The organism is Rhizobium sp. BK176, assembly GCF_024808055.1.
In genome coordinates this window covers 1-24,603 of record NZ_JANUBV010000012.1, presented here as the reverse complement: position 1 = coordinate 24,603, position 24,603 = coordinate 1, and the positions used below count along the sequence as shown (strand labels likewise).

Below are 24,603 nucleotides of genomic sequence, written 5' to 3'. Positions count from 1 at the left end.
GGAACTGAAAAGGGTCTTCGGCCCGACGATTTCTGCAATGTCTCCACCGAGCTTCGAGCGGACGCGCGCCTCTATTCAGGGACTGCCATTGCCGTAGAAAAGTCGGGGAACGGCCTTGCTTCTCCAACTGCCCATGTAGACTGACAAGCGGGATTCGAGGAAGGATCGCGCGGGTGACCAATGTTTCTCACTCACATTGTGCGCGGGCTAATCGTGTAATCCACTAATCCGCGAATTTGGCCGGCCACGCCTATGTCAACACTTGAATGGGTCATCGTAATTGTAGAGCGCAACCGGTCATTCCACACCGTGTCGTCTGCAGAGCAAGCTCTTGAGCTGCTTCTCAAGAACTGGCCAGTTACCACCGGCACCACCTTTATCTCGGCGATGGAGGCTTGCGCCGGCGCGCTTAGAGGGGCGGTCAGCCAGGGAGAAGCGCAAGCCGCATTTCTCGCCGCAGCCCTTCAAGCGGGAGTCGTGTTTCGGAACGCCTAATTCCTCCCGTACTTCCTGGCGGCCGTTGCGTTAAAGCCCCGCCTTATCAGATCGATTGCGTAAAAAGCTGTGGCTGGGCGAAACGGCAAAGAGATGTGGGTCGCAAGTTAAGAAAAACTAGAACAATGCCTGCGCACGGTAACACCGAAATCGTACGAACCTGCTGTGGCACTGGCGGAACATTTGACCACGCCGTACGGTTAGACTTCTATTCATAGGCGTTTGGTAACACCCAAGCTCCGGCATGGAGCAAGTAGTGGTACGCCTCGACCAATCGAATGTCGGCAACACTCTTCTGCGGACGATCAGTGCGCAAACCTTCGGCCGGCTCGCTCACGGCATGGAGCGCGTCGATCTGCCACCAAACATGTTCTCGTCGAGGATAGTGTCCCTCCCGACTACATCTATTTTCTGGAGAGCGGCCTTGGGTCCATGGTCGCCACCAGTTCCAACGACGAAGCTATCGAAGTGGGGCATATCGGCCGGCAAGGCGCGTCCGGTATGCATCTGATGCTCGCCATAGAGGGAGCGCCCGGGCGGACCTTCATGCAAATGGCTGGCAGTGGCATCCGCGTCCCAGCATCGCTATTCATGAAAGCAGTCACTGAGGATGAGGAGCCCGGGCCGTTTTTCTTTGTTATTTTCATACCTCCGTCGTCCAGCTCGCTCATTCGGCCTTGGCCAACGCCCGATACAACATGCAGGAACGATGGCTCGATGGCTTTTGATGTGCCATGATCGCCTCGATGGCGACAATCTCGGTGTGACCCACGAGTTCCTAGCGCTGATGCTGGGAGTTCGGCGTTCGGGTATTACCGAACAGCTTCACGTCCTGGAAGGTATACGGGCCATTCGGTCCACACGCCGAAACATCCACGTGCGGGATCGAGAGAAGCTGATAACTATCGCAGGCGGCAGCAGCAGCGACGACGTTACCTTGATACCAACAGGCAAAACGTTGGCGGCAGTATTTCGTTGCTCTCACCGCGCGTCCGGCCCACTTAGCCTACAGGAGTTTCCTGTCGCTGAGAACCGTGATCCGTTCCGGGCGATGCAGGCACGGCGGTCGAAAGCGTTTCTCGGCGTCCGTGGCGACCAAGGGAATCGCGACGTTCTCCTAACCTCTGTGTGTGAAGAATCCAGGCGTTTGAGGACCTCGGTCATTTTCCCTTCACTCATTCTTCGCTCTTGGCGTCTAACAGTAATGTCGCCACGCTTTTCCGGTCGCAAATTTCCTTGCTGGAACCAGGCAGTCGATGGCGCGTTTGTACGCCAACGTACATTCCCTCGCGGTTTGGCCCTAGAGCATTCCTCCAAAGAGAAAAGCGAGCAAACGTGCCTGACTCTCAGCCAGTCGTGCTTGTCGTGGAAGACGAGCCATTCTTGCGTTTGTCGACCGTCGCAGATCTTGAGGACGACGGTTTCATCGTGCTCGAGGCATCGAGCGCAGATGAAGCGATTGAGATTATCGAGGGTCGCCCGGACATCCAGGTGATCTTCACTGATATTGACATGCCCGGCAGCATGGATGGGCTGCGGCTCGCCGCGTTTGTTCGGGATCGCTGGCCGCCAATCAAGATCATTATTACATCTGGCAACAATTTGCCCGGTGCCAGTCTTCCACGCGACGTTCCTTTCATGGGCAAGCCATACAAACGTCAGGACGTGACGTCGGCGATTCGAATGATAATTTCACAGTGACGCTGCGAAGGGTTCATTTTTGGGAGGAGCAACGTCGGTGGCCGTTGCACCAAGCCTGTGGAATCAAGCGACGCCTGGCCACAGTGTCGAAATAGAGTTTTGAGCAGCCCCTGGAACGGCTGCTAGTAATCTGCGTAGTGGTCGTTCAACGGCTAGCATAATCCTGCCCGTCCCGCGCTAGCCGCGCGTCTCGAAGACGCTGTGTCTTGACTTGGCGCGCTTGCTCTTCAGTTTCCAGTTCCTGGACGCCTTGGCCGTGCGCGCAGAACTGGGACTGGATAAGGCTAAACGCAATTTCGGCCTGCTGCGGGGATTTGCTGTAGGTCTGAGTCATGAAAATTCCCTTAGTCTGCAAAGCGATGGATAGGAAAATGCCGGGCAACCTGCCCGGCCTTTCAGATAATCGTGCCGTCCCAGTGCCACTAGATCCGTGGTCAAAGAGATGGCAGGTCACAATTGGCGACCTGCAGGTTGCAGGCCGACATCTTCCCCGACTTGATGTCGCGCTCGAGCTCGTAACCAATCTTCTGACCCTCTATGATTTCGCGCATTCCGGCGCGTTCGACGGCAGAGATGTGAACGAGCGCGTCCGCGCCGCCGTTATCGGGCTGGATAAAGAAGCCCTTCGTGGAGTTGGACCATTTTGCTGTGCCAATGGTCATGATGAACCCTTTCAAAGCATAGAGTGCAGGACTGCAGAGGCTGCGCTTCCCGGACGACGTTACGATTGTTTCTGAAAGAGAAGGTTCGAATAGAGCGCGGTGCCAATCGCGCGGTAGACAAAGCTTGGCAAGCAAAAGATCGATAAAACTAAGAATAGAGACATTCCAGAAGAAGTCAACCGGACGTGGGCCAGCCGTTTACCAGCAGACCCGCCGTGCTGCGAGGAGAGGAAGATGCCGGACACCGAAGGTCTTTCCCTGCCCGGCGCAACCTTCTCATGGCCTCGTTTGCAGCTCTTGCGGCTCCAGCTCTGCCGACGCCAATGGATGCAACACAGAAGAGAACAAACGCCTACGCGAACGACGACACCGGGTTCGCCGAGAAACATGTCGAACGCAACGGACGTCGGATCTACGTGCGCGACTATCCCGACGGCGGCACCGCGTTCGTGATGATCCATGGCTTCCGGACAATAGCCGTATCTATAGGGACGTCGCTCCGCTATTATTTGCCGCCGGGCGCGGGGTTATCGCCTTCGACTTCCTCGGATTCAGTGCGTCTCAAGGCGCGGCCTGGTCTAACGGGCGATGACGAAGGTAGCTGCGGGGCACGTGGTCAGATACGGCGCCGTGTTCTAACCATCTGGGCTCCGGGCTCCACACCCCAGTTGCTCAGGAGCTGAAATAGTTCAACGGATCGATCGCGCTTCCCGCGGCAGGATCCGCCGCCAAATCCGCAGGCTAGCGCACAACCTTGGCTGCTGGCAATTGCGCGGCGACCTTCGAAAGCGTTCTCAGTTGAGGCGGCGGCATGGCTTCTCTTGGGTCGTTGCGATAGGCCGGTAGCAGGTTTCGAATTCAGAGAAGAGGGTCGCAAATACGGGTGAGACTAAGGATTGAAGACGCCGCAGTAGCGATCACGCCCTCGAGCCCGGGAACATCAACCTTCCGCTTGTTGCCGCCCCCGCTGGCGATGTTACCTAGAACACTGCGTCGCTGACGTCGCTGGTATGTTCTGATCAGCCGCTGCCCGCGAGATAAGTTGCTATGGCACTTGCAAGTCTTTCGGCTTTTTTGAGGTTTTCTGGGTCAGAAATCAAAAACTCTGAAACCAAGGCCTCGATCAACACCAGACCTGGCACGCTGCTGCTGGAAATCACCGGATGCTGAGCGGGCGCGAGCAGCAACTCATTCGCGTATTCGGATATCGGTGATGCAGTGGAGTCGGTCAAAGCGATTACCTCTGCACCTCGCTCCCGTGCGAAGCGGACCATTTCAACCGCGTCTTTCGAGTAACGAGGGAAAGAGATCGCTACGACGAGATCTCCCGTCGTGGACGAAGCCAGGCGCGCCGCAGCGGATTCGGTACCACCGTACTGCGCAATATTGACGACATTCTCTCGATAGGGCTGTAAACCCAACGTCAACATCGCCGCCAAGTGGGCGCTCAAGCCAAAACCGACGACGTACACACGATTGGCTGACCCTATCTTTCTGGATGCCGCCTTCAGCCTGTTCGCGGTTTCGGTCTCTTGAAGTTGGGCAACCAAAACTGCTGCTGATGCGAGACTTCTTTCAACCGCCCCGTTCCGCGAGCTGTCATCGCTCATTGTTTCGTTGAGCTTGCTGACAGGCGCGATGAGCGAGCCGATGATATTCCCGACAGCGGCCCGAAACTCGGCGAAACTGGCAACACCCAGATCCCGGGCGTATCTACTTATTGTCGAGGTCGAGACGCCTGTGATTTGCGAGAGGTCTTCAATGCCCCGGGTTGCTACAAAAACAGGATCCCTGAGCGTGAACTCCGAGAGTTGACGCTGGGACGCGGTTCCCTCCCTGAGTAATCGCGAGATTCTCTTTCCCAGCTTCGAAGTCGAGAATTGGCGGTCTGACTCCGCTGACCAGACTTTTGGATTATGGGAATCTGTTTTCATAAATTGACACCGTGAAAAAAAGTTGCCATCCTTGGAGCATACTAACGCTGAGGAGGAAACTATGCGTCTGAAAATTGCTGGGGTAATAGCATTAACACTATTTGCAACGCATCTTCGTGCCGAGGAGGCGACGGTCAGAGTGGGAGTTGAAGGCAACTACCCCCCATTCTCCCAAGTCAGCCCCGATGGGACCTTGAGCGGATTTGACATCGACATAGCCAACGCGATCTGCACGGAGATGAAGACAAAGTGCGCGATGGTCCAGCAGGAATGGGACGGCATGATTCCAGCCCTGAATGCGAGCAAGTTCGATATGATTGTCGCTTCCATGAGCATCAACGAGAAACGCAAAAAGGCGGTCAACTTCTCGAAACCGTACTATGATGTCCCCTCGCGCTGGATCGCGAAAGACGGCGCTTTCAAGTCGTGGAAGCCTGAGGACCTCAAGGGCAAGACGATCATCGTCCTCAGAAATTCGCCCCGGGCAGAATATCTGGCGAAGAACTACCCCGACAGCAATGTCCTGGCAGTAGACAAGGAACCAGCGGTCTACCTCGAACTTGCCGCAGGTCGCGGAGACATCGCATTCGGCTCGTCTGTCGTCTCAGCCGAGTCGTTCCTGAAAAAACCTGAAGGAAAAGGATTCTCACAGGTCGGTGATACTCTATTCCTCGATGAGGGAACCGACGGCGGTGTGGGAATAGCACTTAGGAAGACCGACGACAATTTGCGGGCCAAGGTCGACGAGGCGCTAACAAACGTGATGAAGAACGGCACTTACAAGCAGATCGCTGCGAAGTATTTCGATTTCGACGTCACGCCGCTGTCCGCCAGGAAGTAAGTGCGTTCGGCTCCAGCGCAGGCAAAAAAAGGCGCTGGAGCTGCTCAAGGGGGTTCAAGATATTGTTTTACGGTTACCTGCCCATGATTCTCTCGGGGCTTAAGGTCACGCTCTCCGTCGCTTTCGCGTCCCTGGTGGTTGCCTCAGCTCTCGGCCTCGTCGGGGCGGTGGCGAAGGTTTATGGCAGCGGTTTGGCAAGGGGAGCCGCGACAGCTTATACGACGGTCGTACGTGCGCTTCCGGACCTCCTGGTCATGCTTGTCGTGTTCTATGGCGGGCAAATTATGCTCAACAGGTTCGGTGAGCGGGTCGGCTGGGGCTACGTGGATGTCGATCCCTTTCTGGCCGGGACTTCGACCCTGGGTTTCATTTTCGGCGCGTACCTGACCGAGACGTTTCGCGGGGCTATTTTAAGCGTTCCAGCGGGACAGATCGAGGCGGCTTTTTCGTGCGGCCTTCGCCGAAGGCAGGTCCTGCGGTTCATTCTCTTCCCCCAGATGATGCGGCACGCGATACCTGGATTGACGAATAATTGGTTGGTGATGCTCAAGGCAACCGCCCTGGTGTCGATCATCGGCCTAGACGATATGGTGCACCGAGCCGATCTGGCGTCCGCCGCCACGAGAGAGCCGTTCACTTTCTATGCGCTGATCGGATTGATCTATTTATCCGTCACCACGATTTCCGTAGTTATTTTCCAACTCGTTGAGCGCCGATTCTCGAGGGGCGTCAAGACATTGGGTGCCACATGATAACTTGGTCCATAGTCCTGGAATCATTGCCGGCATTCCTGTCTGGCCTCAAAATTACGATGGCTCTTCTCGCGCTGGTGACGCTGACTGGGTTTGCACTGTCGGTGCCGCTCGCGGTCGCCCGCGCCTCCAATTCGTTTTGGATTTCAAGACCAGTGTGGCTGTTCACTTACGTCATCCGCGGCACGCCGCTTCTGGTCCAGCTCTTCATCGTCTACTATGGGCTGGCGCAGTTCGCCGTTCTTCGAGAAAGCGCCCTGTGGCCTGTTCTCCGGTCGCCGTGGTTTTGCGCCTGGTTCGCATTGAGCTTGAACACCACCGCTTACACAGTCGAGATATTTTCTGGTGCCATTCGAGCCGTCCCTGGAGGCGAAGTCGAAGCTGCACGATCGATCGGCCTTAACCGCTTGGCCGTCTTCACCAGCGTGATATGGCCCGCAGCCTGGCGGCGGGCTCTGCCCCAATATGGCAACGAGGTCATCATGATGATGCACGCAACGGCGTTGGCGAGCACAGTCACTATCGTAGAAGTCATGCGGGTCGCGCGGGACGTCTACACAAACTACCTCGTCATTGCGGAGTCTTTTGGCGTAGCGGCCCTGATTTATCTGTTTCTGACCATCGTCCTAGCACGGGCATTCAGGATGCTGGAGCATCGCTTTCTGCGTCACCTCTCGTCTTCACTAAAGAGTAATTTTGACTCAAAACATCCGAAATTGGATCGTGAAATTCATGCTTGAAACCGAATATCAGATTAAGGGGCGCGGAATTGGGACGGCTCATCTCCTGAAGTCCTTCACGTTTGGCGATCCCAATGCCCGTCCGCATGTCTATATCCAGGGTGGGCTACATGCGGACGAAGGTCCAGGAATGCTCGTCTCGAGGACGACATGCGAAAAACTGCTGATTTTAGAACAGACAGGCAAAATAAGCGGTCGGGTGACAGTAGTGCCTGTTGCCAATCCCATAGGTTTGTCGCAGTTCGGCCTCGGACAGCAAGAAGGCCGATTTGACGTCTACGACGGCCGAAACTTCAACCGGCATTATCCGGACCTCACCCTCGGCGTCGTCAGTAGGCTGGATTGCCTCCTCGGGGAAGATCCCAAGGAGAACGTCGCGATTATCCGCGAAGCCCTTCGCCAGGAAGTGGACGTTTGGCCGGCCGATACACCTGCTGATTTGCTTCGCAAAAGGATTCTGCAGACATCTGTCGATGCAGACTACGTACTCGACCTTCACTGCGATGGGGAAGCCGAGGTCCACATTTATACCCAACCGGAGTTCATTGAAGCACTTGAGGCGCTGTCAGCATTTCTAAAGGCGCGCGCGGTGCTTATCGCCGAGGTTTCTGGTGACAACCCCTTCGACGAGGCCGTCTCCCAGCCGTGGGTCGCACTGCGCCAACTGTACGGCCGTCATGCTATCCCGGTTGGCTGCGTCGCAACTACGATCGAGCTACGGGGGCGATCAGACGTTCAAATTGACCTTGCGGCGCAAGATGCCGACGCGATTATCCAGTTCCTGATCGCAATTGGCGTGGTGCAAGGCGAAATGCAGAAGCCTCCTGAGATGCTCTGCGAACCTACGCCGCTTTCCGGTTCTCAAGCTCTGATCTCTCCGGCAGCCGGGCTGCTTTCCTATCGGTGTCAGCTAGGACAGTTCATCAATCGAGGCGACATCGTCGCCGACATAATCGATCCTTTGACGGGCCGAATAGATCACATAGAGGCAGCAACTTCCGGCATCTTCTATGCCCGGGCAGACACACGGATCGCGGAAGTAGGCAAACGCCTCGGCAAAATCGCGGGCAAAGACCCGTTTAGAACGGGCTTGTTGCTAAGCCCATGACGAAGGAACATTCGGTGACGCCGATGCTACAAGCTAAGAATATCAAAAAACGTTTTGGAACTGTTGAAGTTCTCAAGGGAATCTCGCTCACCGCAAAGCGAGGCGACGTCATTTCCATGATCGGCTCCTCGGGCTCCGGGAAAAGCACCTTCTTGCGCTGCCTGAACATGCTTGAGCGCCCCACAGAAGGCGAACTCACATGGAACGGTGACGCTCTGCGCCTCGTTCGAGACCGGAGCGGAAATCTATCGGCCTCCGATAGAGGTCAGTTGACCAGTCTTCGCTCGTCAATCGCCATGGTCTTCCAACAATTCAACCTTTGGAGCCACATGACAGCGCTGGAGAACGTCATGCTTGGACCCCTCAAAGTTCAAGGAGTGTCAAAGAGTGCCGCCGCCGAGAAAGCGCAGGCATACCTCGAAAAGGTGGGCGTTTGGCATAGACGACATGCATATCCAACGTCGCTTTCCGGAGGTGAGCAACAACGGGTCGCCATTGCAAGAGCGCTTGCGATGGAGCCAGACATCATCCTCTTCGACGAACCAACATCGGCGCTCGATCCCGAACTCGTCGGCGAAGTGCTTAGGGTAATGAGGTCGCTCGCCAACGAAGGGAGGACGATGATCGTCGTTACGCACGAGATGGCGTTCGCCAGAGAAGTCGCAAACAGGGTCGTGTTTTTGCACAATGGCGTAATCGGCGAGGAGGGCAATCCAGCGGAAATTTTCGTGCATCCCAAGAGCGAGCGACTGAAGGCGTTTCTCTCCAATAATCTGACGCACTGACCCTTGGCTACATTGGGGGTTGGCTACTGTCCGAACCGCTGACTGGCGGTTCGGCACGAGCGCCACACGAGTGGGATCTGGCTGGTTGCTGGCGATCAAGGAACCATCAGCTGGCCTAGCTGCTTTTGCGCTGCCCGTTTTGAACTAGGCGGGACTTGCCATTAATGATTAAAAGCTGGGTGGCAAGTGATCTGTTTCGCCGGAGCACCGTAGAATGTTTCAGGCCGATAAGCCGGGGTTGGCCTGCGATGGGAAGCAGGCCTAAGTGCTTTCCACGCACGACTGGCCCTCCATAGGCTGTGGACCGGCCGCATGCTTGGGTGAGCTGGGTCACGGCTGACAAAGGTGAAGACATGTCAGGCGTGCGAAGCGTGTGACTATAAAGACTGACCACGAAACGGCTATCGAGAAAATTTTCGGCGGAAGTGAACGCAGTAACGCCTGGCGTGGAGCGAACCGATGGAGATTATGCAATCGCTGCCAGATCACTACAACGCACTGGTGATCGGCGCGTCTGGCGGCATCGGCTCGGCCCTTGTCGATGCTCTCGAGAACGACACAAGGATCGGTTCGATTGTCGCCCTTTCTCGTTCGTACGATGGAATCGACATTACCAACGAAGCGACGATCGAGAACTGGGCGGCGCGGCTTAAGGACCGAGAGTTTCACCTTTTGATTTGCGCGACGGGAGCTTTGACGATCCAGGGAGCCGGGCCTGAAAAGTCGCTAAAGCAATTGAGCCCACAAAGTATGGCAAATCAGTTCGCAGTCAATGCGATCGGTCCGGCCCTCCTCTTGAAGCATTTTGCTCCGTTGATACCGCGCAGAGATCGCGCGCTCATTTGCGTTCTCTCCGCTCGTGTCGGGTCAATTGGCGATAACTATTTGGGCGGCTGGATTTCTTATAGAGCCTCTAAGGCGGCTCTCAATCAGATCGTCCGGACAGCATCAATCGAAATTGGGCGAACACATCCAAACGCGATCGTTTTGGCAATCCATCCGGGGACTGTCGCGACAACCCTTTCTGAGCGATTTTCGAGCGGTTATGACCGGTTTTCGCCGCCGGAGGCTGCGCAGATGATACTACAGACGCTAGACTCGGCATCGACAATTTCGAGCGGAAGGTTTCTAGCTTATGACGAATCCGAAATAGTTTGGTAAGGTAAATGGTCAGAACGAAAGCCGACGATGGCGGCAGAACGGAGCTTGTAGTTTTCCTGATGGGACCGCTTTTAAAGATCTATGTTGTAAATGAAGCCCGTCGTCATTCGAACCGTTGCCACGTCACGGCCTTGCAGACTATGCCGGCGAGCACGCACCCTCGCGTGGTCATCCGCTGCCCCGTTACTTCCACCGTCAGCTTGTAGGTAAGTCCCCGCTGGGGATCGAAGGCGGTTCCCGAATACAGGCCGCCGCCGTCTGGTCGCACTGTCATGACGAGCGTGTCGCCGGCTTTTTCCCGTGGGGTACCGGGCTTGATCCATAGGTTTGTTGCACACATATTGGAGCCGCAGGATGCGATTTTCACCCGCGCGTTTCCGTCGCCCCTCGCCCATTGCCCTGTCATGTCCGCCGCTGCCACTGGCGAAGCGATGGCGAAGGCCAGCATTGCTAAGATAGCAAACATCAACCCCGACGAGTTCGTGCCTCCAACTGCCTTCCGTAAAGACACGAGCTTTTCCTTCGCGCTTCTTTGACTCATCGAACAATCCTTCGTATTTCAAGGAAAGTACGAAAGCAGGGGAACTTCGGATCACTTCAACCCGGCGTGGTCATCTCGCTAAAAGGGTGCTGCATCACCTTTCAAAGGCCCTCGCGCCGGCGGTTGGATCGGAGGTTTTGGATCTGGTCCTTCCCGGTCCGATTGGGCGTCAACGAGAGCAGACTACTGATGCTGAATCAAATGCGGAAAGCTTTCTGAAGAACCCTCATCAACAAGCTCTTGAACTTCAACGGCGCGTCCGTAACCGCAAGGCAAATACAATCTTTTGCATCCGTCGCTTTGGGGGTGTGCGTGAACGAGCCGTCGGCGATCTCGACGTCACCCGGGCCAAAGGTGGAAATCTCATCCTCAAAGCTTCCATCCAGCACAAGCGTGAGTTCGGTTCCGTTGTGCGAATGCTCGGGCACAGCTTGGCCTGCCGGTATCTTGAGAAGGCGCACGATCGTTGTTTTATCTTCTGTCGGGATGATCATTTGCGCCGCGCCACGCCCTAGAGCCCTCCACCTCAATCCACCAGCCATGTCGACGTACGACGCGAGAGGCTCGGGCAACAGAGCGCTCGCGCTGCGAGTTTGCTTTTTCGGAGGCGCTTCATCGGGTTTCGTTGAGATGATACGTTTTGTCATATCGCTCCAACCGTCATCGAGGTTCCCATCGGCCACTTCTGTCTCCAGAAAATATCCACCGATGCACTCATAGTTGCGGAACATAGCGCGGCAGGAGGAGCACATCGTCAGGTGGGTTGCGGCACCCAGGGCCCAACCAGCCTCGAGATTGCCCGCTGCGAGCCCACCGAGGAAGTGGTCGTCCAGATGATGACGGATCATTTGAGGTCCCTCAGCGCTTCCCGGAGCCGGTCGCATGCCAGGCGGATCCTCGATTTGACCGTTCCCAGAGGTATACCTAAGCGAACCGCGATCGCGCCGTGCGCCATTCCTTCGAAATATGAAAGTTTGAGCACTTCGAAATAGTCTTTCTTCAACTCGCTCATTGCCCTGACCAGCGCGTCAGCCTCCTGAGTTCGAACAAGGATATCGTCTGCTGGTTCCACGTCGTCCGGCCGGAAGATCGGGTCCTCAAGGTCGAAATCCGGCTTCGGCCCTCGCCTCAACGCGTCAATCCTGACGTTTCGCGCGATCGCAAACATCCACGTAGAAGCTTGGCCCCGCTCGGGATCGAATAGATGCGCCTTCCGCCAGACTTGCACCATGGCTTCTTGCACGTACTCCTCGACGACCGCAGGCTCCTTGGACGTCCGCGACATGAACGATCTAAGCTTCGGAACGAAATACCTGTAGATCGCCTCAAACGCCTGCTTGTCCCGATCGTCTCCAACCCTTTTCATCAGAGCGTTGATCAACTCGCGATCCATTTGACCCGTATTGTTAGGCAATATTGATACCCTTGACAGCGAACATGGTCCGCCTGGCCGTTGTAAAACGGTTTGTGCGGTGCCATCGATTCCCGGCTCAGAATACGCTCGTAACAACATATGATTAATACGTCGGAAAAAGGAAACGGATCACTCGCTCATGGAGCCCACGCCCCCATTTGAAACTCGCCATCGAATTGAAGCATGGTCGGATCACGCGCGTGCGATAAGAAATCGGCGCTTCGGAATCAGAGGACGCAACGAAAGAGGCGGCCACCTGCCCCTTCAGGTTGAAACCAGATCGATCTCCTCGATCCTTGCAGTGAAATGAGCAGGGGTTGAAGCGGTCGACGGAGAACAGTTTCAGCCGTCGGTCGAGTGCCTCGAGTTCGTCTAGATCGAGGAGCAGCGAGTAGACGCTATAGGCAAGACTATGGCGCGTCGGCCTTGAAGGTGAATGCGGGCCAGGTAGAAGCACCAATTTTGATACCGTTGTCATGCAAGCACTTCCTGCCCATCTGGCAGTGCGGCCGGCGCCTCGAAAACGGTGACTTCGCGTCGCTGCGACAACAGCCATGCCGCAGGGAGGCCAGAAATCCCGCTCCCCACAACTGCTATCTTCAATCGCTTACCGCCCTCAGTCCGATCTGAGAGTGCCATTAAACCCTCTTCTCCGGCCATCGATCGTGGCCTTGCGTTGTTTTACATACGAGAAATTGCCCGGGTTGGTTTCATGAATCGAAAATTTTTGAACATTTCGGACTTTTTCGAAACCAAAACTCTATTGCGTCCGTAGACATCGGCTGTGTCGCTTCGAGCTGATCGAGGAAATGATGGAGTTGGATGTTCTCATCATAATCGCAACTTGGCTGTCGGTTGCCATGTCGATCGCTTGGGCGGTACAGCGCGCCACGGGCCTGAGTGGTTGGATCGATACGATTTGGACTTTTGCGGTCGGCAGCAGCGGGGTCTTTGCCGCACTGTCCGCCAATGGAAATTTCGATAGGCGCATCGCCGCGCTCGTCATCATCACTTCTTGGTCGCTTCGACTCGGCGGCCATATTGGATCGCGGACCAGGGGCGGCAGTGAAGATCCCCGGTACGCGAAGTTCATGGAGGAATGGGGGGATCGTGCCGCCTGGCGGCTTTTCGTCTTCCTGCAGATCCAGGCCGTGGTGGCGTTTGTTTTGGTCCTTGCGGTTTATCTCGCAGCACTGAACGATGCACCCTTTCCCCGGCTTATAGATGGACTGTCGCTATTGGTCGCTGCACTGTCGCTCGCCGGAGAGGCATTTTCCGACTTACAGCTGGCGCGGTTCCGCAAGACGCCGCAAGCAAAGACTGAAATTTGCGAAACTGGTTTCTGGCGCTATTCACGCCACCCCAATTACTTCTTCGAATGGCTTTTCTGGTGCTGTTGGCCGTTCTTTGCGCTAGGCCCCACACCATGGAGCTGGCTGTCTCTACTCGCGCCGCTGCTAATGTACTGGCTGCTCGTGCGTGTCTCCGGCATCCCGCCTCTTGAAGAACACATGATGCGCTCGCGCGGCGATAAGTTCCGCGCGCTGCAGGGACGCGTGAACGCCTTCTTTCCTGGTCCTCGAAAATCCGGCATCGCCCATCAAGGAAAACAGTCATGAATGTATTGGCCTTCGCCATAAATACCGCCGAACGCGCTCCGCTCACCGACGGCATGACGCTCGCCGGGATTGAGCTCCTCTGTCGGCGCTCCAAGCTCAAGCTTGCCGCGACCCCGGTCGAAACGGAGCAGGAGTTCGTCGAGACAATGAGCAGGTTTCCCATCGCGACCCACCCTAACGATGCCAACCAGCAGCACTACGAAGTTCCTGCGGAGTTCTTCGCGTTGGTACTCGGACCGCAGCAGAAATACTCCTGCGGCCTTTATCCGCACGCCGGCACCGCTCTTGAGGCAGCAGAGACCCATGCGCTTGCCGAAACGGTCAACCACGCTGCGATCGAAGATGGCATGAGCATCCTCGAACTGGGTTGCGGTTGGGGATCGCTGTCACTGCATCTCGCCACGCGATTTCCGAACTCGAAAATAACCTCGGTTTCGAATTCCGCTTCTCAGCGAGAATTCATTTGTGGGCGTGCGCGGGATCGCGGACTGACGAACCTCAAGGTGATAACCGCAGACATGAACGACTATGCGACAACCGATCGCCATGACCGCGTGGTCTCAGTAGAAATGTTCGAGCACATGTCCAACTGGCGCACCTTGCTGGCGCGTGTCCGTGCCTGGATTAAACCGGATGGAAGACTCTTTCTGCATGTCTTCACCCACAAGGATCGGTCTTACCGCTTTGATCACGACGATCCGACAGACTGGATCGCCCGCCATTTTTTCACCGGGGGAATCATGCCGGCACACGATCTGCCGCATCGGTTCGGCGACTTATTCAAAGTGGAGCAGGAATGGCGCTGGTCCGGCATGCATTATCGCCACACGGCACTCGGCTGGTTGGCGAATTTCGATCGCAACATCGAGCGCATCGAGCCCATTTTCCGTCAGGTCTACGGCAAGCGTGCGTCGTTGTGGCTTCGCCGTTGGCGGTTGTTTTTCCTCTCGACCGCCGGCCTCTTCGGCCACGACAACGGCGACGTCTGGGGCGTTGGCCACTATCTATTGGTTCCGACCCCGTGACCGACGGTGCGCGAAAATCGTTGGACCCTTTGACCCAGGCAAGCGTGACTGTCGCGTGGATCATTGTACTGAACAAACCGTTCTATCCGGTTTACGTATGGTATCTTGCCCGAGAAGGTGCCGCGGCATCGCTTGGCACGTTAATCGCCACACCATTCTTTGCCGCGATCCCATTCATAGCGCGGCGGTCAAGTCTGGCAGCTCGCGTTTCCCTTCCCCTTGTCGGCACCGTCGATACACTGTTCGAAACGAAGCTCTTTGGTCCGGCATCAGGTACCGAACTTTTTTATGCCGCGTGCATCCTGCTCGTGGCGGTGTCTTTCAAAGCTGAGGAGCTTTGGTGGCAACGCTGCGCGGCCTTAATCGTTTTCCTAATTTTCGTGTATTCCCGAAACTGCATCGGAACGCCGCTCTCTGTCTGGGACCGCGATGATCTATCGACGTTGCTAAGCCTAAACGCCTTTGCGGTCGCCGGTCTCACAACCTTTATCGCGCTCCGCTCCGCCGGAAACTTACGCGCTGCCGGACTCGGCGCTGGAAATGAGCATCAAAAGCACGGGTAATCTTAGGAGAGTAACATGTTGCCTACTCGCTTCGCAGCACTTCTGACTGCTGTGGTTAGCTTGGCTCTTACTACCGGAACGCAGGCTAACGCTGCGCCCGAGGTCGTCAAGGTTGGACCCGACCACTATCGGGGGACTTGGCTGGAGGTTGGGCGGACTCCGATGTTTCTCACAGACGGTTGCGTTGCGGGTTATTCGACTTACCGAAAGGGCAAAACGCCGAGCGAGGTTATGGTCGAGGATGGCTGCCACGACGGTACTCCCAAGGGTCGGCTGAAGACCGTCCGCGGCACGGGAAAGATCCAGGATTTCGGGACGACAAACGCAAAGATGCGCGTCCGTTATCCATGGCTCATCACCTTCAACTACTGGGTACTCTATGTATCACCTGATAAATCCTGGTTCATCAGTGCTAACCCAGCTATGACCAATCTCTGGATCTATTCGAGAACAGTTCCTTCCAAGGCGCTCCTTCGAAAGATGGTCCGCAAGGCCGACGAGCTTGGCTATGATGTCCGGAGGCTGGAGTTTCCGCCAGCCCGGTAGATAAATGTGTTCGAGATCAACAAGACGACACCAAGCCCTAACAGCAAGTCTCTTGATGCACCATGAACCGGCGCGATCCTGGTGCGAAGTTTGAAAAGGCCGGCGAACGCATACGGGTTCTTTACTTGATTCTCCCACGTTGATCAGTCGGAGCCGAGTGTGCGCCCTGCTCACTCATAGGAAATTGGGAATTATTTTGGGTCGGCAAGGAGGCTCGAGGATTGGCTCCAATATCATTGCGCTCTCTCAACCACGCCTCTCGTTGTCGCGGTGCGTAGCGGCCATTCCGATGCAGCAGAACCTCTTGTTAAAGCGGGGCCGACGTGAAAAAGGAGTCCTCGCTCGGACACCTCTACCGCTGCCGTCCTGACGGTGTCTTCGGATCACGTCCGCTTGCTGGTTGCACATGGTGCCAACCCAAATGCCGCCCCACGTGGCGAGGGTATGTTGCACTTCGCGGTCGCCAGCAACTGCCTCGACTGCGTCAAGGCGCTCGTTGAATCGGGGGCAGACGTCAACGCTATCAGGGTGCGGTGTGATCCTAAACGCAACCCCTCTATAATAACGGCTTACCCCCTCGCAAAACACGTTCATGCGGATATTGCCGGCTACCTTCAACGGTATCGTTGTTCAGAAGTCTGCGCCGATTTCAGCGAAACTGGCGAACGGCGATCCAATCAAAGGTGCATCTGCTCTTCGCCTACACTTGCGCCAGCCGCCATGTCACTGGCGTGAAGGACCTGCCAAGAAGGGGCCCGAACCTGTGGAGCGTCGTAGGACGAATGAAGACCTCGACACCGTTCGGCCACTGCACCAAGACACCGATAGTCTGGCCGGGTCCCTGTACATACGAGGACCTCAATATCTTCATCGCCGGTCCTCCTCTCACAGCGCCAGAGGTAGATATGGACATTGGTGGCGCACCCGACGAGGCCGATCGGCTGAACTGATCGCTCGCTTGAGAACGCTCAGCGACTCGCCTGTGCCTCTGCGCTGAGCCACGTCGAGGAGGTGAGACAAGGCGGCTAAAGTGGCTTTGGCACCCTTTTATGTCGTGTGGTCGATCCAGAGCTTCGTAGTGACCAGCAGCTCACTTCGATCTTCCGGGCAGCTTTTCTTACGGCGTGAGCCAGGTCGCTAACTTTATGAAACGATGGCCAACGAGCTTGATTTATTCAGGAAGGCCTGCGCTACGAAGCCCATCAAGGAAACGTTGCCGATCGGCGTCGAATTTATAAGACAGCCTCTTGCCCCATTCCGTGATTGAAAAATCGGGCTTCGCTTCGACTGCCATCGCAGCATGCTTCCGCGCGTCCTCGATTTGACCAAGCTTGGCGTGACAGGCTGCGACATAGGCATGGTAGAACGAGGGGCGGTCTACTACGCGGCTATACGCATCCAAAGCTTCGCAATAGAGTCCTGCATCGTGCAGCACGTATGCAAATGAACGCCAATACCAGTTGGGATGGTACGGGTTGAGCGACATCGCCTTGCGAGCCCATTCGACGCCCTCATCTGCTCTCCCGAGGTCTCGCAACATCTGCGCTCGGTACATCGCGGATAGCGCGTCACCGGGGTTGAGAGAAATGCTCCTCTCTGAATGAAACTCCGCTCGATCATATTGTTCAAGCCGCTTGTAGAGGAGGGCCAGAACCCTGTGGCAGCGGGTATCGTTGTCGTCGAGAGCGAGCGCCCGACGCGCACTCGCGAGCGCACGCTCGAGTTCCCCCGACGAGCGCGGCCCGACCCATTGCACGTAGATCGCCAAGGCGAGACATGCATGACCAGCCGCATAGTCTGGATCCAGTTCAACCGCCTTCTCGAACAGACATCGCGCTTGTGTGTTATGCTCCTCGCCCTCCAGGTTCAGCTCCTCGAGGCCGCGCAGGACATAGTCGTAAGCAACCATGTCATCGGGCCGCTTGCGCTTGGCGAACCGGGCGCCCGCCGCCTCGACCTGTCCCACGAGGGTCGCCACGATCGTCCGCACGACTTCGTCCTGCACCGCGAAGACGTCCTCCAACTCCCGGTCATACCTTTCGGCCCAGAGATGTGCATTGCTCACCACATCGATGAGCTGGGCCGTGATCCGGATCCGGCTGGCGGCGCGGCGAACGCTGCCTTCGACGACGTATTGCACGCCGAGCTTATGTGCCACTTCAGCGATGCTGATCTTCTCGTTGCGAAAGGCGAAGGCCGAATTGGGGGCGATGACGAAGAGGGTTCGGAAGCGGGACAGCTCGGTGGTGATATCCGCCGTGATACCGTCGCTGAAATAGACTTGCTGCGGGTCGTCGCTCATGTTTGCGAACGGCAAAACAGCGATTTTGACTTTGCCGAGCATGGGGGCCGGCGCACGCACCGGCTGGTTCGCGGGGTCGGCACGCCCGCGCAGGTGAAATACGCGCAGCGGTTCGGCTATGTTCTTGACCTTGCGTGGACCGAGGTCCTCAAAAATGAAGTCGAGTTTATTCGTGACCTGCTCGTGCACGCTGGCGGCGACGCAAATTCCGCCGGGCTCCGCTAGCCCCTGCAGCCGATCGGCGATGTTAACCCCGTCGCCCTGAATGTCGTCGTCTTCGACGATCACATCCCCGAGATTGATGCCTACTCGAAATTCGAGCCGACGTTCTGGCATCCGTTTTGCATTTCGTTCAGCCTCGACGGCCTGCACGTCGGCGGCGCACCGAACGGCGTCGACGACACTGTGGAATTCCACCAACAGTCCGTCGCCCATGAGCTTGACCAGACGTCCGTGATGCTCGCTTATTTTTGGCTCGAAGACATCACGCAGTTCAGCCTGAAAACGGGCGCGCGTTCCCTCCTCGTCGAGCTGGCTGAGACGAGTATAGCCGACGACATCGGCTATCAGGATGGCGGCGAGGCGGCGCTGCATTTCCAATCGTAATTCAAAGCTGTCACTCGTGCGAGTATACAGATAGTCGGAGATGTTGCCATTCCCGTTTCTCACCGCACCTTAGCTGCTGCGTCGGCAGTGTTCCTCCATGATCGTCGGTCACCTCGCCAGTTCGTTTACCCCAAGGGCGCCCTCCCTCCATCAGTGCTCCTGTATTTTCTGCCCAATGTGGATACGTATGAGAGCTCCCTCGCGCTCGAGCACGCGACTTCGCCTGGCTGTCACGATCGATGTAGACCATCTTTTTCACGAAGCTGTGCGAGGAAGCGGCGTTGTCGACCTTGACCTGCTCGCCTCGGGTCCAGTTGTAGACATTCTGCCCTGTGCAGCCAAGCACAGACCCGATCTTCTCCCATGAGACGCCCGTGATCCTTTTGATCGCGGCGAGGTACGACGGAAGTCCTTTCTCAAACGGCGGCATCGACGAGCAGTGAGAGTTCCAGCCGCCACGGCGATGCCATTTCGAGCGGAGGAGCATCGCTGCGCCTCTTAACTTAGGCGGGTAGTAAAGACGCAGCCTCGTTCCGCCCGCAGCGAGTTCGGATTCTTCCGGCTTCAACATATTTCCGCGAACAACGCATTGAATGCTAGGCAACAGCCGGAACGGGCGTGCCGTCCTTCCAAGTCTTGAGTAGCACTTCAATGAACTTCTCGGCGGCGGGCGACAGCTGCGCGCCGCGTCTGCGGACGATCCCGATGGTGCGCGTGACCACTGGGTCAACGATAGGGCGCGAGACCAAATACGGGTGCTCTTCCTGAGGGGTCGCCAGTCTTGGAAGAACTGAGATGCCGAGCCCAGCCTCGACAAGCCCCAATGAAGTATTGAGATGGGTGACCTCATAGAACCAGTTCAGCCTGAGGTTATGCTTCGCGAGCGCGCCATCCAACAAGGCCCGATTTCCGCTTGATCGATCGACGACAACGAGTGGGTAGCCATCGAGCTGTCCCCAGTTCAGTTGTTGATGAGCCGCAAGGGGGTGATCCCTGCGCATTGCAAGCACGAACGGGTCATCGATCAATGGCTCAAAGGAAAGATCCGGGTCCGAATTTCCCATGAGATTGATTCCGAATTCCACCTCCCCCCGTGCCACGGCTTGAAGGCCCTCGTTTGCCGTCAAATCACGTATACGAAGCCTGATATGGGGATAGTCAGATCCGAACTGCTTGATCACCGTGGGCAGAAAATAGAAGGCCGCGGTCGGAACACAGGCCATCGTGATTAGTCCGCGGCGCTTAGACCCTCCATCCTTTAAGGCAAAGAGGGAGCCATCAAACTCCTCGAGCATCCGCCTTACCAGCGGAAGCAACTCCTGCCCTGTGGCTGTCGCTGCAACGTGACGGGTCGTCCGATCGAGTAGTGGCGCGCCGATGGACTGCTCCAGCTTCTGAATGCGTCTTGTCAGAGCTGGTTGAGAGATATTGAGTGCCTCGGCGGCCCGATTAAAACTTTCGAGATCCACGACTGCCTGGAAAGCGCGGAGATCCAGAATCTCGCAATTGATGCTCATTTCGCAATAATCCCCTCAAAGATTGCATTTAACAAATAGCCTGATGTTTCGCATATTGCAATAAGCGGGCGGATTGATCCGACTGACGCAATATTCGAGGACATGTAATGAACGACCTGATACGCATACCTTGCGTCCTTATGCGCGGCGGCACTTCGCGGGGCCCGTTTTTTCTGGCCTCCGATCTGCCCGCAGATCAAGCTGGTCGTGACGCAGCGCTGCTCTCCATCATGGGATCGGGCCATCCGTTGCAGATTGATGGAATTGGAGGAGGAAACCCGGTAACGTCTAAAGTTGCAATCATCGGTCCCGCCAGCGTTCAGGGGGCAGACGTCGACTACCTGTTCGCCCAAGTGCGGACCGATCGACAGCTCGTGGACTACTCACCGAACTGCGGCAACATGCTCGCCGCTGTGGGTCCATTTGCGATCGAGGCTGGACTTGTGCCCGCCGGTAATTTCGACACGCTCGTACGGATTCATAACGTGAACACGGGAAAGATCATCGAGGCTAAGGTCCCGACCCGGAAAGGCGAAGTCATCTATCTGGGGGACGCGTCGATCGATGGAGTTCCGGGCCTCGCCGCGCCGATCGCCCTCACCTTTCTGGACGCAGCCGGCGCAAAGACGGGAAAGCTCTTTCCTACGGGCAAGCCGCTAGACGTGATCGCCGGGGTCGAAGTCACTGCGATCGATTGCGCAATTCCGATGGTTCTTGTTCGCGCCACAGACGTAGGCGTAACTGGCTACGAAGACGCTGGATCGCTATCAGCGAACCATGAGCTCATCGACCGCCTTGCCTCCATTAGGACTGAAGCAGGGCGATTGATGGGAATGGGAGATGTGTCCGACACGGTCATCCCCAAACCCGTTTTGATTTCCGCAGCCAAGAAAGGTGGAACTATATCAGTGAGATACTTCATGCCCAATGACTGCCACCCTGCTCTCGCTACCACAGGTGCCGTCGGGATTGCCACGGCCGCCACGACCCCAGGGACCGTAGCAGCACAAATCGTCGGCGAACGATCACTGCCGGCGCTAGTTCGTATTGAACACCCCAGCGGACGGATCGACGTGCAGCTGGAGACTCGAAACGGATCGACGGTCGCGGGCCTTGTGAGGACCGCGAGGAGACTATTCGAAGGATACGCCTTCGCTAAGCCGAAAGAGCGTGTTGAAAACGCTGCATAAACCGCTCCGGCGAAGACCCGAGCACATAGGGAGGAATTCTCATGCGTAAATATCTCTTGGCAGCAGCTACAGCGCTGTCTCTCACTTCCGCAGCTCATGCCGCCGACCCTGTTCGCATGAGCGTGGGCTCCTATAATCTCAACAACTTGCCCTTCCCGGTGGCTGAAAGCCTCGGGTTCTACAAGGAGGAGGGTTTGGACGTCACGACAGAGAACTTCGCTCAGGGTGGCTCGAAAGTCCTCCAGGCCCTGGTGGCTGGGTCGACCGACGTCGCTGTCGGTTTTTATGACCACACGATCCAGATGCAGTCCCAAGGCAAACATGTCGTCGGCTTCGTCCAGCTCGCAAGGAATTCAGGTCTTGTTCTCGCTGGCAAGAACGATACTGACTTCGATCCGGCCAAGCCAGAAACGATCAAAGGCAAGAATGTCGGCATCACTGCTCCAGGTTCTTCGTCTGACTTCTTCATCCGCTATTATCTCAAGCAGCATGGTCTGACCGATAACGATATCTCGATCATCGGCGTCGGCTCGGGCGCCGCGGCTGTAGCCGCCCTCCAGCAAGGGAAGATCGACCTCCTGGTGAACTATGACCCCGCCGCCACGATCGTCGTTGAGCGTGAGCTGGGTAAAATTCTAATCGACGCAAGAAGCGACGACGGTGCCAAGGCCGTATACGGAGGCATTTATCCAACATCCGTACTCTATGCCAACCAAGACTACATCAACGAGCATCCTGACGTAATTCAGAAGGTCACTAACGCAACCGTGAAAGCACTTCATTGGATGAAGGATCACTCTGCTGAGGAGATCGTGGCCCAGCTCCCGGATGATTTCGTTTCGGGCGACAAGCAGACGTACATCAAGGCAGTCGAGAATGCGAAGGCAATCTTCTCGCAGGATGGCCGGTTCACGCCCGCGGACCTCGAGGTTCCTCTCGCAGTGCTCAAGAGCTTCAACGAAAGCGTTGGCAAGGCCACAATCGACCTCAACACGACGTACACAAACAAGTTCGTCGAAGCCGCTGGCCATAGTGCTGAAAATTAAGGGGTGTAATAATGGCAAACGCAGTAAGGAAAATCGAGGCGGTGTCTCAACCTGGCCTTCCCCCGATGGTCACCATAGACAACGTCACCATGGCGTTCGGATCCTTTGTCGCAGTTGAAAACGTGAACCTCACGGTCGGCAACGGGGAATTCCTTGCCATCGTGGGCCCTACGGGTTGCGGTAAATCGACAATTCTCAATGCGGTCGCGGGCCTTCTGAAGCCGGCAAAAGGAGAGGTCTGTATTGACGGGACGCCCGTCAAGGACGTGCAAAACAACATCGGGTACTTGTTCCAGCAAGACGCGTTGCTGCCGTGGAAGACGGCATATCAAAACGTCGAGTTGGGTTTGTTGTTTCGCGGGGTGGCAGCCGAAGAGCGTCATCGCAAGGTCACTGCTTGGTTGGAGAAAGTTGGACTCAAGGGTTTCGAGAAACGCTTTCCACACCAACTGTCGGGCGGCCAGCGCAAGCGCGTACAGATGGCGCAGGCGCTAATCACCGAACCAAAAGTCATCTTGATGGATGAGCCCTTCTCGGCGCTGGACATTCACACTCGCCACTTGATGCAGAACGAACTGCTCAAGCTTTGGCAAGAAGACCGGCGCGCGGTGGTGATGATCACCCATGATCTGGAAGAGGCTATCGCTCTGGGCGACCGCGTTATTGTTCTAGCTTCCGGACCACGCAGTCGTGTGATCGAGAGCTTCGGTGTAGATCTCGAACGTCCACGAGACGTGGCCGAGATCAAACTCGACCCAAAGTTCATGACCCTTTACCGCGATATCTGGGCGTCCCTACGGGGAGAAGTGGAGAAAAGCTATGCAGGCCATTAACGTCCGCCTAATCCAAATCACACTGCTGATAGTAATCCTCGGCGCTTGGCAGTTGGGCGTCACATACGGCCTTATCGATCGCTTCTTCTTCCCGGCACCCTATGACATCGTCAACCAGGTGATCAGTTGGGTAAGCGATCCGGGCTTTTACAAGCACGTCGGCATTACGCTCAGCGAGACTGTGCTAGGCTATCTCATAGGGACCGGTCTTGGTGTCGCCGCCGGCGTATGGCTCGGTCTGAGCCCCTCTATCGCGCGTATCCTCGACCCGTTCATTAAAGCCGTCAACGCGATCCCGCGCGTGGTGCTTGCTCCTATTTTCGTCCTGTGGCTGGGGCTCGGCCTGTGGTCGAAGGTAGCCTTGGCGGTCACGCTGGTCTTCTTCGTCACGTTCTTCAACGCGCTTCAGGGCGTCCGCGAAGTAAACCCAGTCGTGCTGTCGAATACCCGCATCCTCGGGGCGCGGCGGTCCGAGTTGCTACGCCATGTCTACTTCCCAGCAGCTGCAACGTGGATTCTCTCCTCGCTGCGTACCTCCGTCGGCTTTGCCGTGGTCGGCGCAATCATTGGCGAATACCTCGGCGCATCTGCCGGTCTCGGCTATCTAATCGCGCGCTCTGAGGGTAACTTCGACGCGGTGGGCGTGTTCGGCGGGATCATCATCCTCGCGGTATTCGTTTTGATCATAGACCTGTTCCTCGATGTGGCCGAGAAGCGTCTCATCACATGGAAGCCACGGCCTGGCGAAGAACGGCCGGCTTAGTGGTGATCTATCTCATTACGCGAAAGGGCGGCTTATGAGCCGCCCTTTCTTTTGCTAGAGCGCCGTACGTTTAATCGAACCCATAGCCTGCGGCTGTAAAATAGTTTCGACATTCTTGGCTATTGAAGAGGTTGCAGATTGATCCGAGCGCATTTGAGAGTGCGTCAAATGTGCGAGCGGCGGCGGCTCTGAGATGGGCCTTAATTTTGGCGAAGGCCATTTCGATCGGGTTCAAATCTGGCGAATAAGACGGCAGAAACAGGAACCACGCGCCAACCTCCTTGAGGCAGGCTTTGGCTTTATCGCTTTTGTGAGCGCGAAGATTATCCAGGATGACGACATTGCCTGGTTGGAGTGTCGGCGCAAGCTGGGTCTCTATGTAGGTGTCGAAGATTTCCCGATTCATCGGCCTGTCGATAATCCAGGGCGCAGTAAGACCGAAACAGCGCAAGCCTGCAA

29 protein-coding genes and 2 pseudogenes are annotated in these 24,603 nt (G+C 56.5%); 19 read left to right on the top strand and 12 right to left on the bottom strand.

Annotated features, from left to right (window positions below; translation table 11 throughout):
- Window positions 1-252 precede the first annotated feature (252 nt).
- The 3 genes and pseudogenes from FHT76_RS27660 (at window position 253) to FHT76_RS27650 (ending at window position 2,196) form a co-directional block, all read left to right on the top strand.
- Complete coding sequence (locus tag FHT76_RS27660) at window positions 253-495, top strand: DUF982 domain-containing protein (protein ID WP_259129863.1); 243 nt, start codon at window positions 253-255, stop codon at window positions 493-495.
- Between the two features lie 256 nt (window positions 496-751).
- A pseudogene (locus FHT76_RS27655) lies at window positions 752-1,411 on the top strand (Crp/Fnr family transcriptional regulator); the annotation flags it as partial.
- Between the two features lie 419 nt (window positions 1,412-1,830).
- On the top strand, window positions 1,831-2,196 hold the full coding sequence (locus tag FHT76_RS27650) for a response regulator (protein ID WP_405049301.1): 366 nt from the start codon (window positions 1,831-1,833) through the stop codon (window positions 2,194-2,196).
- 145 nt (window positions 2,197-2,341) lie between these two features.
- Here the strand turns inward: FHT76_RS27650 and FHT76_RS27645 are convergent, their stop codons facing one another.
- The 4 genes from FHT76_RS27645 to FHT76_RS27630 all read right to left on the bottom strand — a co-directional run bounded on the left by FHT76_RS27645 (window position 2,342) and on the right by FHT76_RS27630 (window position 4,792).
- A complete protein-coding gene (locus FHT76_RS27645) occupies window positions 2,342-2,530 on the bottom strand; it encodes a hypothetical protein (protein ID WP_259186020.1) in 189 nt (62 codons plus the stop codon).
- 100 nt (window positions 2,531-2,630) lie between these two features.
- Window positions 2,631-2,858 (bottom strand): cold-shock protein, encoded by a 228-nt coding sequence (locus FHT76_RS27640; protein ID WP_259129860.1) that lies wholly within the window; start codon window positions 2,856-2,858, stop codon window positions 2,631-2,633.
- A 59-nt stretch (window positions 2,859-2,917) separates the two neighbouring features.
- Window positions 2,918-3,319, bottom strand: coding sequence for a hypothetical protein (locus FHT76_RS27635; protein ID WP_259129857.1), 402 nt, complete (start codon window positions 3,317-3,319; stop codon window positions 2,918-2,920).
- A 558-nt stretch (window positions 3,320-3,877) separates the two neighbouring features.
- Window positions 3,878-4,792, bottom strand: coding sequence for a MurR/RpiR family transcriptional regulator (locus tag FHT76_RS27630; RefSeq protein ID WP_183756616.1), 915 nt, complete (start codon window positions 4,790-4,792; stop codon window positions 3,878-3,880).
- A gap of 31 nt (window positions 4,793-4,823) precedes the next feature.
- Between FHT76_RS27630 and FHT76_RS27625 the strand changes: the two genes are divergently transcribed.
- From FHT76_RS27625 to FHT76_RS27600, 6 genes are all read left to right on the top strand, one after another.
- On the top strand, window positions 4,824-5,633 hold the full coding sequence (locus tag FHT76_RS27625; RefSeq protein WP_259186017.1) for a transporter substrate-binding domain-containing protein: 810 nt from the start codon (window positions 4,824-4,826) through the stop codon (window positions 5,631-5,633).
- Window positions 5,634-5,695: 62 nt separating this feature from the next.
- On the top strand, window positions 5,696-6,385 hold the full coding sequence (locus FHT76_RS27620; RefSeq protein ID WP_259129851.1) for an ABC transporter permease: 690 nt from the start codon (window positions 5,696-5,698) through the stop codon (window positions 6,383-6,385).
- 26 nt (window positions 6,386-6,411) lie between these two features.
- Window positions 6,412-7,125 (top strand): ABC transporter permease, encoded by a 714-nt coding sequence (locus FHT76_RS27615; RefSeq protein WP_259186016.1) that lies wholly within the window; start codon window positions 6,412-6,414, stop codon window positions 7,123-7,125.
- Entirely contained in the window at window positions 7,118-8,233 is a 1,116-nt protein-coding gene (locus FHT76_RS27610; protein WP_259129847.1) for a succinylglutamate desuccinylase/aspartoacylase family protein, read from the top strand. Before FHT76_RS27615 ends, FHT76_RS27610 begins: the two co-directional genes overlap by 8 nt.
- A 23-nt stretch (window positions 8,234-8,256) precedes the next feature.
- Entirely contained in the window at window positions 8,257-9,018 is a 762-nt protein-coding gene (locus tag FHT76_RS27605; RefSeq protein ID WP_259129844.1) for an ABC transporter ATP-binding protein, read from the top strand.
- A gap of 459 nt (window positions 9,019-9,477) precedes the next feature.
- Window positions 9,478-10,179, top strand: a complete 702-nt coding sequence (locus FHT76_RS27600) for an SDR family NAD(P)-dependent oxidoreductase (protein ID WP_310503138.1) — start codon at window positions 9,478-9,480, stop codon at window positions 10,177-10,179.
- 103 nt (window positions 10,180-10,282) lie between these two features.
- On the opposite strand, the gene FHT76_RS27595 is transcribed toward FHT76_RS27600, so the two are convergent.
- From FHT76_RS27595 to FHT76_RS27580, 5 genes and pseudogenes are all read right to left on the bottom strand, one after another.
- Window positions 10,283-10,645, bottom strand: a complete 363-nt coding sequence (locus FHT76_RS27595; RefSeq protein ID WP_183756738.1) for a DUF2147 domain-containing protein — start codon at window positions 10,643-10,645, stop codon at window positions 10,283-10,285.
- A gap of 272 nt (window positions 10,646-10,917) precedes the next feature.
- Window positions 10,918-11,568 carry a ChrR family anti-sigma-E factor gene (locus FHT76_RS27590; RefSeq protein ID WP_259129841.1) on the bottom strand — a complete coding sequence of 217 codons (651 nt, stop codon included), beginning with the start codon at window positions 11,566-11,568 and terminating at the stop codon, window positions 10,918-10,920.
- Window positions 11,565-12,134 (bottom strand): sigma-70 family RNA polymerase sigma factor, encoded by a 570-nt coding sequence (locus FHT76_RS27585; RefSeq protein ID WP_259129839.1) that lies wholly within the window; start codon window positions 12,132-12,134, stop codon window positions 11,565-11,567. The genes FHT76_RS27590 and FHT76_RS27585 overlap by 4 nt, the downstream gene beginning before the upstream one ends.
- Before the next feature lie 103 nt (window positions 12,135-12,237).
- Complete coding sequence (locus FHT76_RS41470) at window positions 12,238-12,612, bottom strand: DUF1365 family protein (RefSeq protein WP_405049300.1); 375 nt, start codon at window positions 12,610-12,612, stop codon at window positions 12,238-12,240.
- A 35-nt stretch (window positions 12,613-12,647) separates the two neighbouring features.
- Window positions 12,648-12,773 (bottom strand): annotated as a pseudogene (locus FHT76_RS27580) (NAD(P)-binding protein); the annotation flags it as partial.
- A gap of 173 nt (window positions 12,774-12,946) precedes the next feature.
- On the opposite strand from FHT76_RS27580, the gene FHT76_RS27575 reads away from it, so the two are divergent.
- From FHT76_RS27575 to FHT76_RS27550, 6 genes are all read left to right on the top strand, one after another.
- Window positions 12,947-13,753, top strand: a complete 807-nt coding sequence (locus FHT76_RS27575; protein WP_259130083.1) for a DUF1295 domain-containing protein — start codon at window positions 12,947-12,949, stop codon at window positions 13,751-13,753.
- A complete protein-coding gene (locus tag FHT76_RS27570; RefSeq protein ID WP_183756607.1) occupies window positions 13,750-14,778 on the top strand; it encodes a cyclopropane-fatty-acyl-phospholipid synthase family protein in 1,029 nt (342 codons plus the stop codon). Before FHT76_RS27575 ends, FHT76_RS27570 begins: the two co-directional genes overlap by 4 nt.
- The gene (locus tag FHT76_RS27565) at window positions 14,775-15,341 is read left to right on the top strand and encodes a hypothetical protein (RefSeq protein WP_183756606.1); all 567 of its coding nucleotides are present in this window, start codon (window positions 14,775-14,777) and stop codon (window positions 15,339-15,341) included. Before FHT76_RS27570 ends, FHT76_RS27565 begins: the two co-directional genes overlap by 4 nt.
- Window positions 15,342-15,356: 15 nt before the next feature.
- Entirely contained in the window at window positions 15,357-15,887 is a 531-nt protein-coding gene (locus FHT76_RS27560; protein ID WP_183756605.1) for a lipocalin family protein, read from the top strand.
- A 372-nt stretch (window positions 15,888-16,259) separates the two neighbouring features.
- Entirely contained in the window at window positions 16,260-16,622 is a 363-nt protein-coding gene (locus FHT76_RS27555) for an ankyrin repeat domain-containing protein (protein WP_259129833.1), read from the top strand.
- Between the two features lie 47 nt (window positions 16,623-16,669).
- Complete coding sequence (locus FHT76_RS27550) at window positions 16,670-16,837, top strand: hypothetical protein (protein WP_259129830.1); 168 nt, start codon at window positions 16,670-16,672, stop codon at window positions 16,835-16,837.
- 221 nt (window positions 16,838-17,058) lie between these two features.
- On the opposite strand, the gene FHT76_RS27545 is transcribed toward FHT76_RS27550, so the two are convergent.
- Both FHT76_RS27545 and FHT76_RS27540 read right to left on the bottom strand, forming a co-directional pair.
- The gene (locus tag FHT76_RS27545) at window positions 17,059-18,783 is read right to left on the bottom strand and encodes an adenylate/guanylate cyclase domain-containing protein (RefSeq protein WP_259129828.1); all 1,725 of its coding nucleotides are present in this window, start codon (window positions 18,781-18,783) and stop codon (window positions 17,059-17,061) included.
- 608 nt (window positions 18,784-19,391) lie between these two features.
- The gene (locus FHT76_RS27540; RefSeq protein WP_183756603.1) at window positions 19,392-20,312 is read right to left on the bottom strand and encodes a LysR family transcriptional regulator; all 921 of its coding nucleotides are present in this window, start codon (window positions 20,310-20,312) and stop codon (window positions 19,392-19,394) included.
- 107 nt (window positions 20,313-20,419) lie between these two features.
- On the opposite strand from FHT76_RS27540, the gene FHT76_RS27535 reads away from it, so the two are divergent.
- The 4 genes from FHT76_RS27535 to FHT76_RS27520 are packed head-to-tail and all read left to right on the top strand — an operon-like array spanning window position 20,420 to window position 24,144.
- Window positions 20,420-21,502, top strand: a complete 1,083-nt coding sequence (locus tag FHT76_RS27535; RefSeq protein WP_259186015.1) for a 4-oxalomesaconate tautomerase — start codon at window positions 20,420-20,422, stop codon at window positions 21,500-21,502.
- 41 nt (window positions 21,503-21,543) lie between these two features.
- On the top strand, window positions 21,544-22,548 hold the full coding sequence (locus FHT76_RS27530; RefSeq protein ID WP_183756601.1) for an ABC transporter substrate-binding protein: 1,005 nt from the start codon (window positions 21,544-21,546) through the stop codon (window positions 22,546-22,548).
- Between the two features lie 11 nt (window positions 22,549-22,559).
- Window positions 22,560-23,381, top strand: coding sequence for an ABC transporter ATP-binding protein (locus tag FHT76_RS27525; protein WP_246712795.1), 822 nt, complete (start codon window positions 22,560-22,562; stop codon window positions 23,379-23,381).
- On the top strand, window positions 23,368-24,144 hold the full coding sequence (locus tag FHT76_RS27520; RefSeq protein WP_183756600.1) for an ABC transporter permease: 777 nt from the start codon (window positions 23,368-23,370) through the stop codon (window positions 24,142-24,144). The genes FHT76_RS27525 and FHT76_RS27520 overlap by 14 nt, the downstream gene beginning before the upstream one ends.
- 70 nt (window positions 24,145-24,214) lie before the next feature.
- Here FHT76_RS27520 and FHT76_RS27515 read toward each other — a convergent pair.
- The coding region (locus tag FHT76_RS27515; RefSeq protein WP_259186011.1) for a transposase at window positions 24,215-24,603 on the bottom strand (389 nt) is incomplete at its 5' end.

What these genes read in the sequence shown, in the direction of transcription:
- FHT76_RS27645 (WP_259186020.1), bottom strand. Translation starts at nt 2,530, where the DNA reads ATGACTCAGACCTACAGCAAATCCCCGCAGCAGGCCGAAATTGCGTTT.
- FHT76_RS27550 (WP_259129830.1), top strand. Translation starts at nt 16,670, where the DNA reads ATGAAGACCTCGACACCGTTCGGCCACTGCACCAAGACACCGATAGTC.
- FHT76_RS27575 (WP_259130083.1), top strand. Translation starts at nt 12,947, where the DNA reads ATGGAGTTGGATGTTCTCATCATAATCGCAACTTGGCTGTCGGTTGCC.
- FHT76_RS27530 (WP_183756601.1), top strand. Translation starts at nt 21,544, where the DNA reads ATGCGTAAATATCTCTTGGCAGCAGCTACAGCGCTGTCTCTCACTTCC.
- FHT76_RS27640 (WP_259129860.1), bottom strand. Translation starts at nt 2,858, where the DNA reads ATGACCATTGGCACAGCAAAATGGTCCAACTCCACGAAGGGCTTCTTT.
- FHT76_RS27590 (WP_259129841.1), bottom strand. Translation starts at nt 11,568, where the DNA reads ATGATCCGTCATCATCTGGACGACCACTTCCTCGGTGGGCTCGCAGCG.
- FHT76_RS27545 (WP_259129828.1), bottom strand. Translation starts at nt 18,783, where the DNA reads ATGCAGCGCCGCCTCGCCGCCATCCTGATAGCCGATGTCGTCGGCTAT.
- FHT76_RS27570 (WP_183756607.1), top strand. Translation starts at nt 13,750, where the DNA reads ATGAATGTATTGGCCTTCGCCATAAATACCGCCGAACGCGCTCCGCTC.
- FHT76_RS27635 (WP_259129857.1), bottom strand. Translation starts at nt 3,319, where the DNA reads ATGGATCATCACGAACGCGGTGCCGCCGTCGGGATAGTCGCGCACGTA.
- FHT76_RS27610 (WP_259129847.1), top strand. Translation starts at nt 7,118, where the DNA reads ATGCTTGAAACCGAATATCAGATTAAGGGGCGCGGAATTGGGACGGCT.
- FHT76_RS27605 (WP_259129844.1), top strand. Translation starts at nt 8,257, where the DNA reads ATGCTACAAGCTAAGAATATCAAAAAACGTTTTGGAACTGTTGAAGTT.
- FHT76_RS27525 (WP_246712795.1), top strand. Translation starts at nt 22,560, where the DNA reads ATGGCAAACGCAGTAAGGAAAATCGAGGCGGTGTCTCAACCTGGCCTT.
- FHT76_RS27600 (WP_310503138.1), top strand. Translation starts at nt 9,478, where the DNA reads ATGGAGATTATGCAATCGCTGCCAGATCACTACAACGCACTGGTGATC.
- FHT76_RS27630 (WP_183756616.1), bottom strand. Translation starts at nt 4,792, where the DNA reads ATGAAAACAGATTCCCATAATCCAAAAGTCTGGTCAGCGGAGTCAGAC.
- FHT76_RS27560 (WP_183756605.1), top strand. Translation starts at nt 15,357, where the DNA reads ATGTTGCCTACTCGCTTCGCAGCACTTCTGACTGCTGTGGTTAGCTTG.
- FHT76_RS27535 (WP_259186015.1), top strand. Translation starts at nt 20,420, where the DNA reads ATGAACGACCTGATACGCATACCTTGCGTCCTTATGCGCGGCGGCACT.
- FHT76_RS27540 (WP_183756603.1), bottom strand. Translation starts at nt 20,312, where the DNA reads ATGAGCATCAATTGCGAGATTCTGGATCTCCGCGCTTTCCAGGCAGTC.
- FHT76_RS27595 (WP_183756738.1), bottom strand. Translation starts at nt 10,645, where the DNA reads ATGTTTGCTATCTTAGCAATGCTGGCCTTCGCCATCGCTTCGCCAGTG.
- FHT76_RS41470 (WP_405049300.1), bottom strand. Translation starts at nt 12,612, where the DNA reads ATGACAACGGTATCAAAATTGGTGCTTCTACCTGGCCCGCATTCACCT.
- FHT76_RS27660 (WP_259129863.1), top strand. Translation starts at nt 253, where the DNA reads ATGTCAACACTTGAATGGGTCATCGTAATTGTAGAGCGCAACCGGTCA.
- FHT76_RS27520 (WP_183756600.1), top strand. Translation starts at nt 23,368, where the DNA reads ATGCAGGCCATTAACGTCCGCCTAATCCAAATCACACTGCTGATAGTA.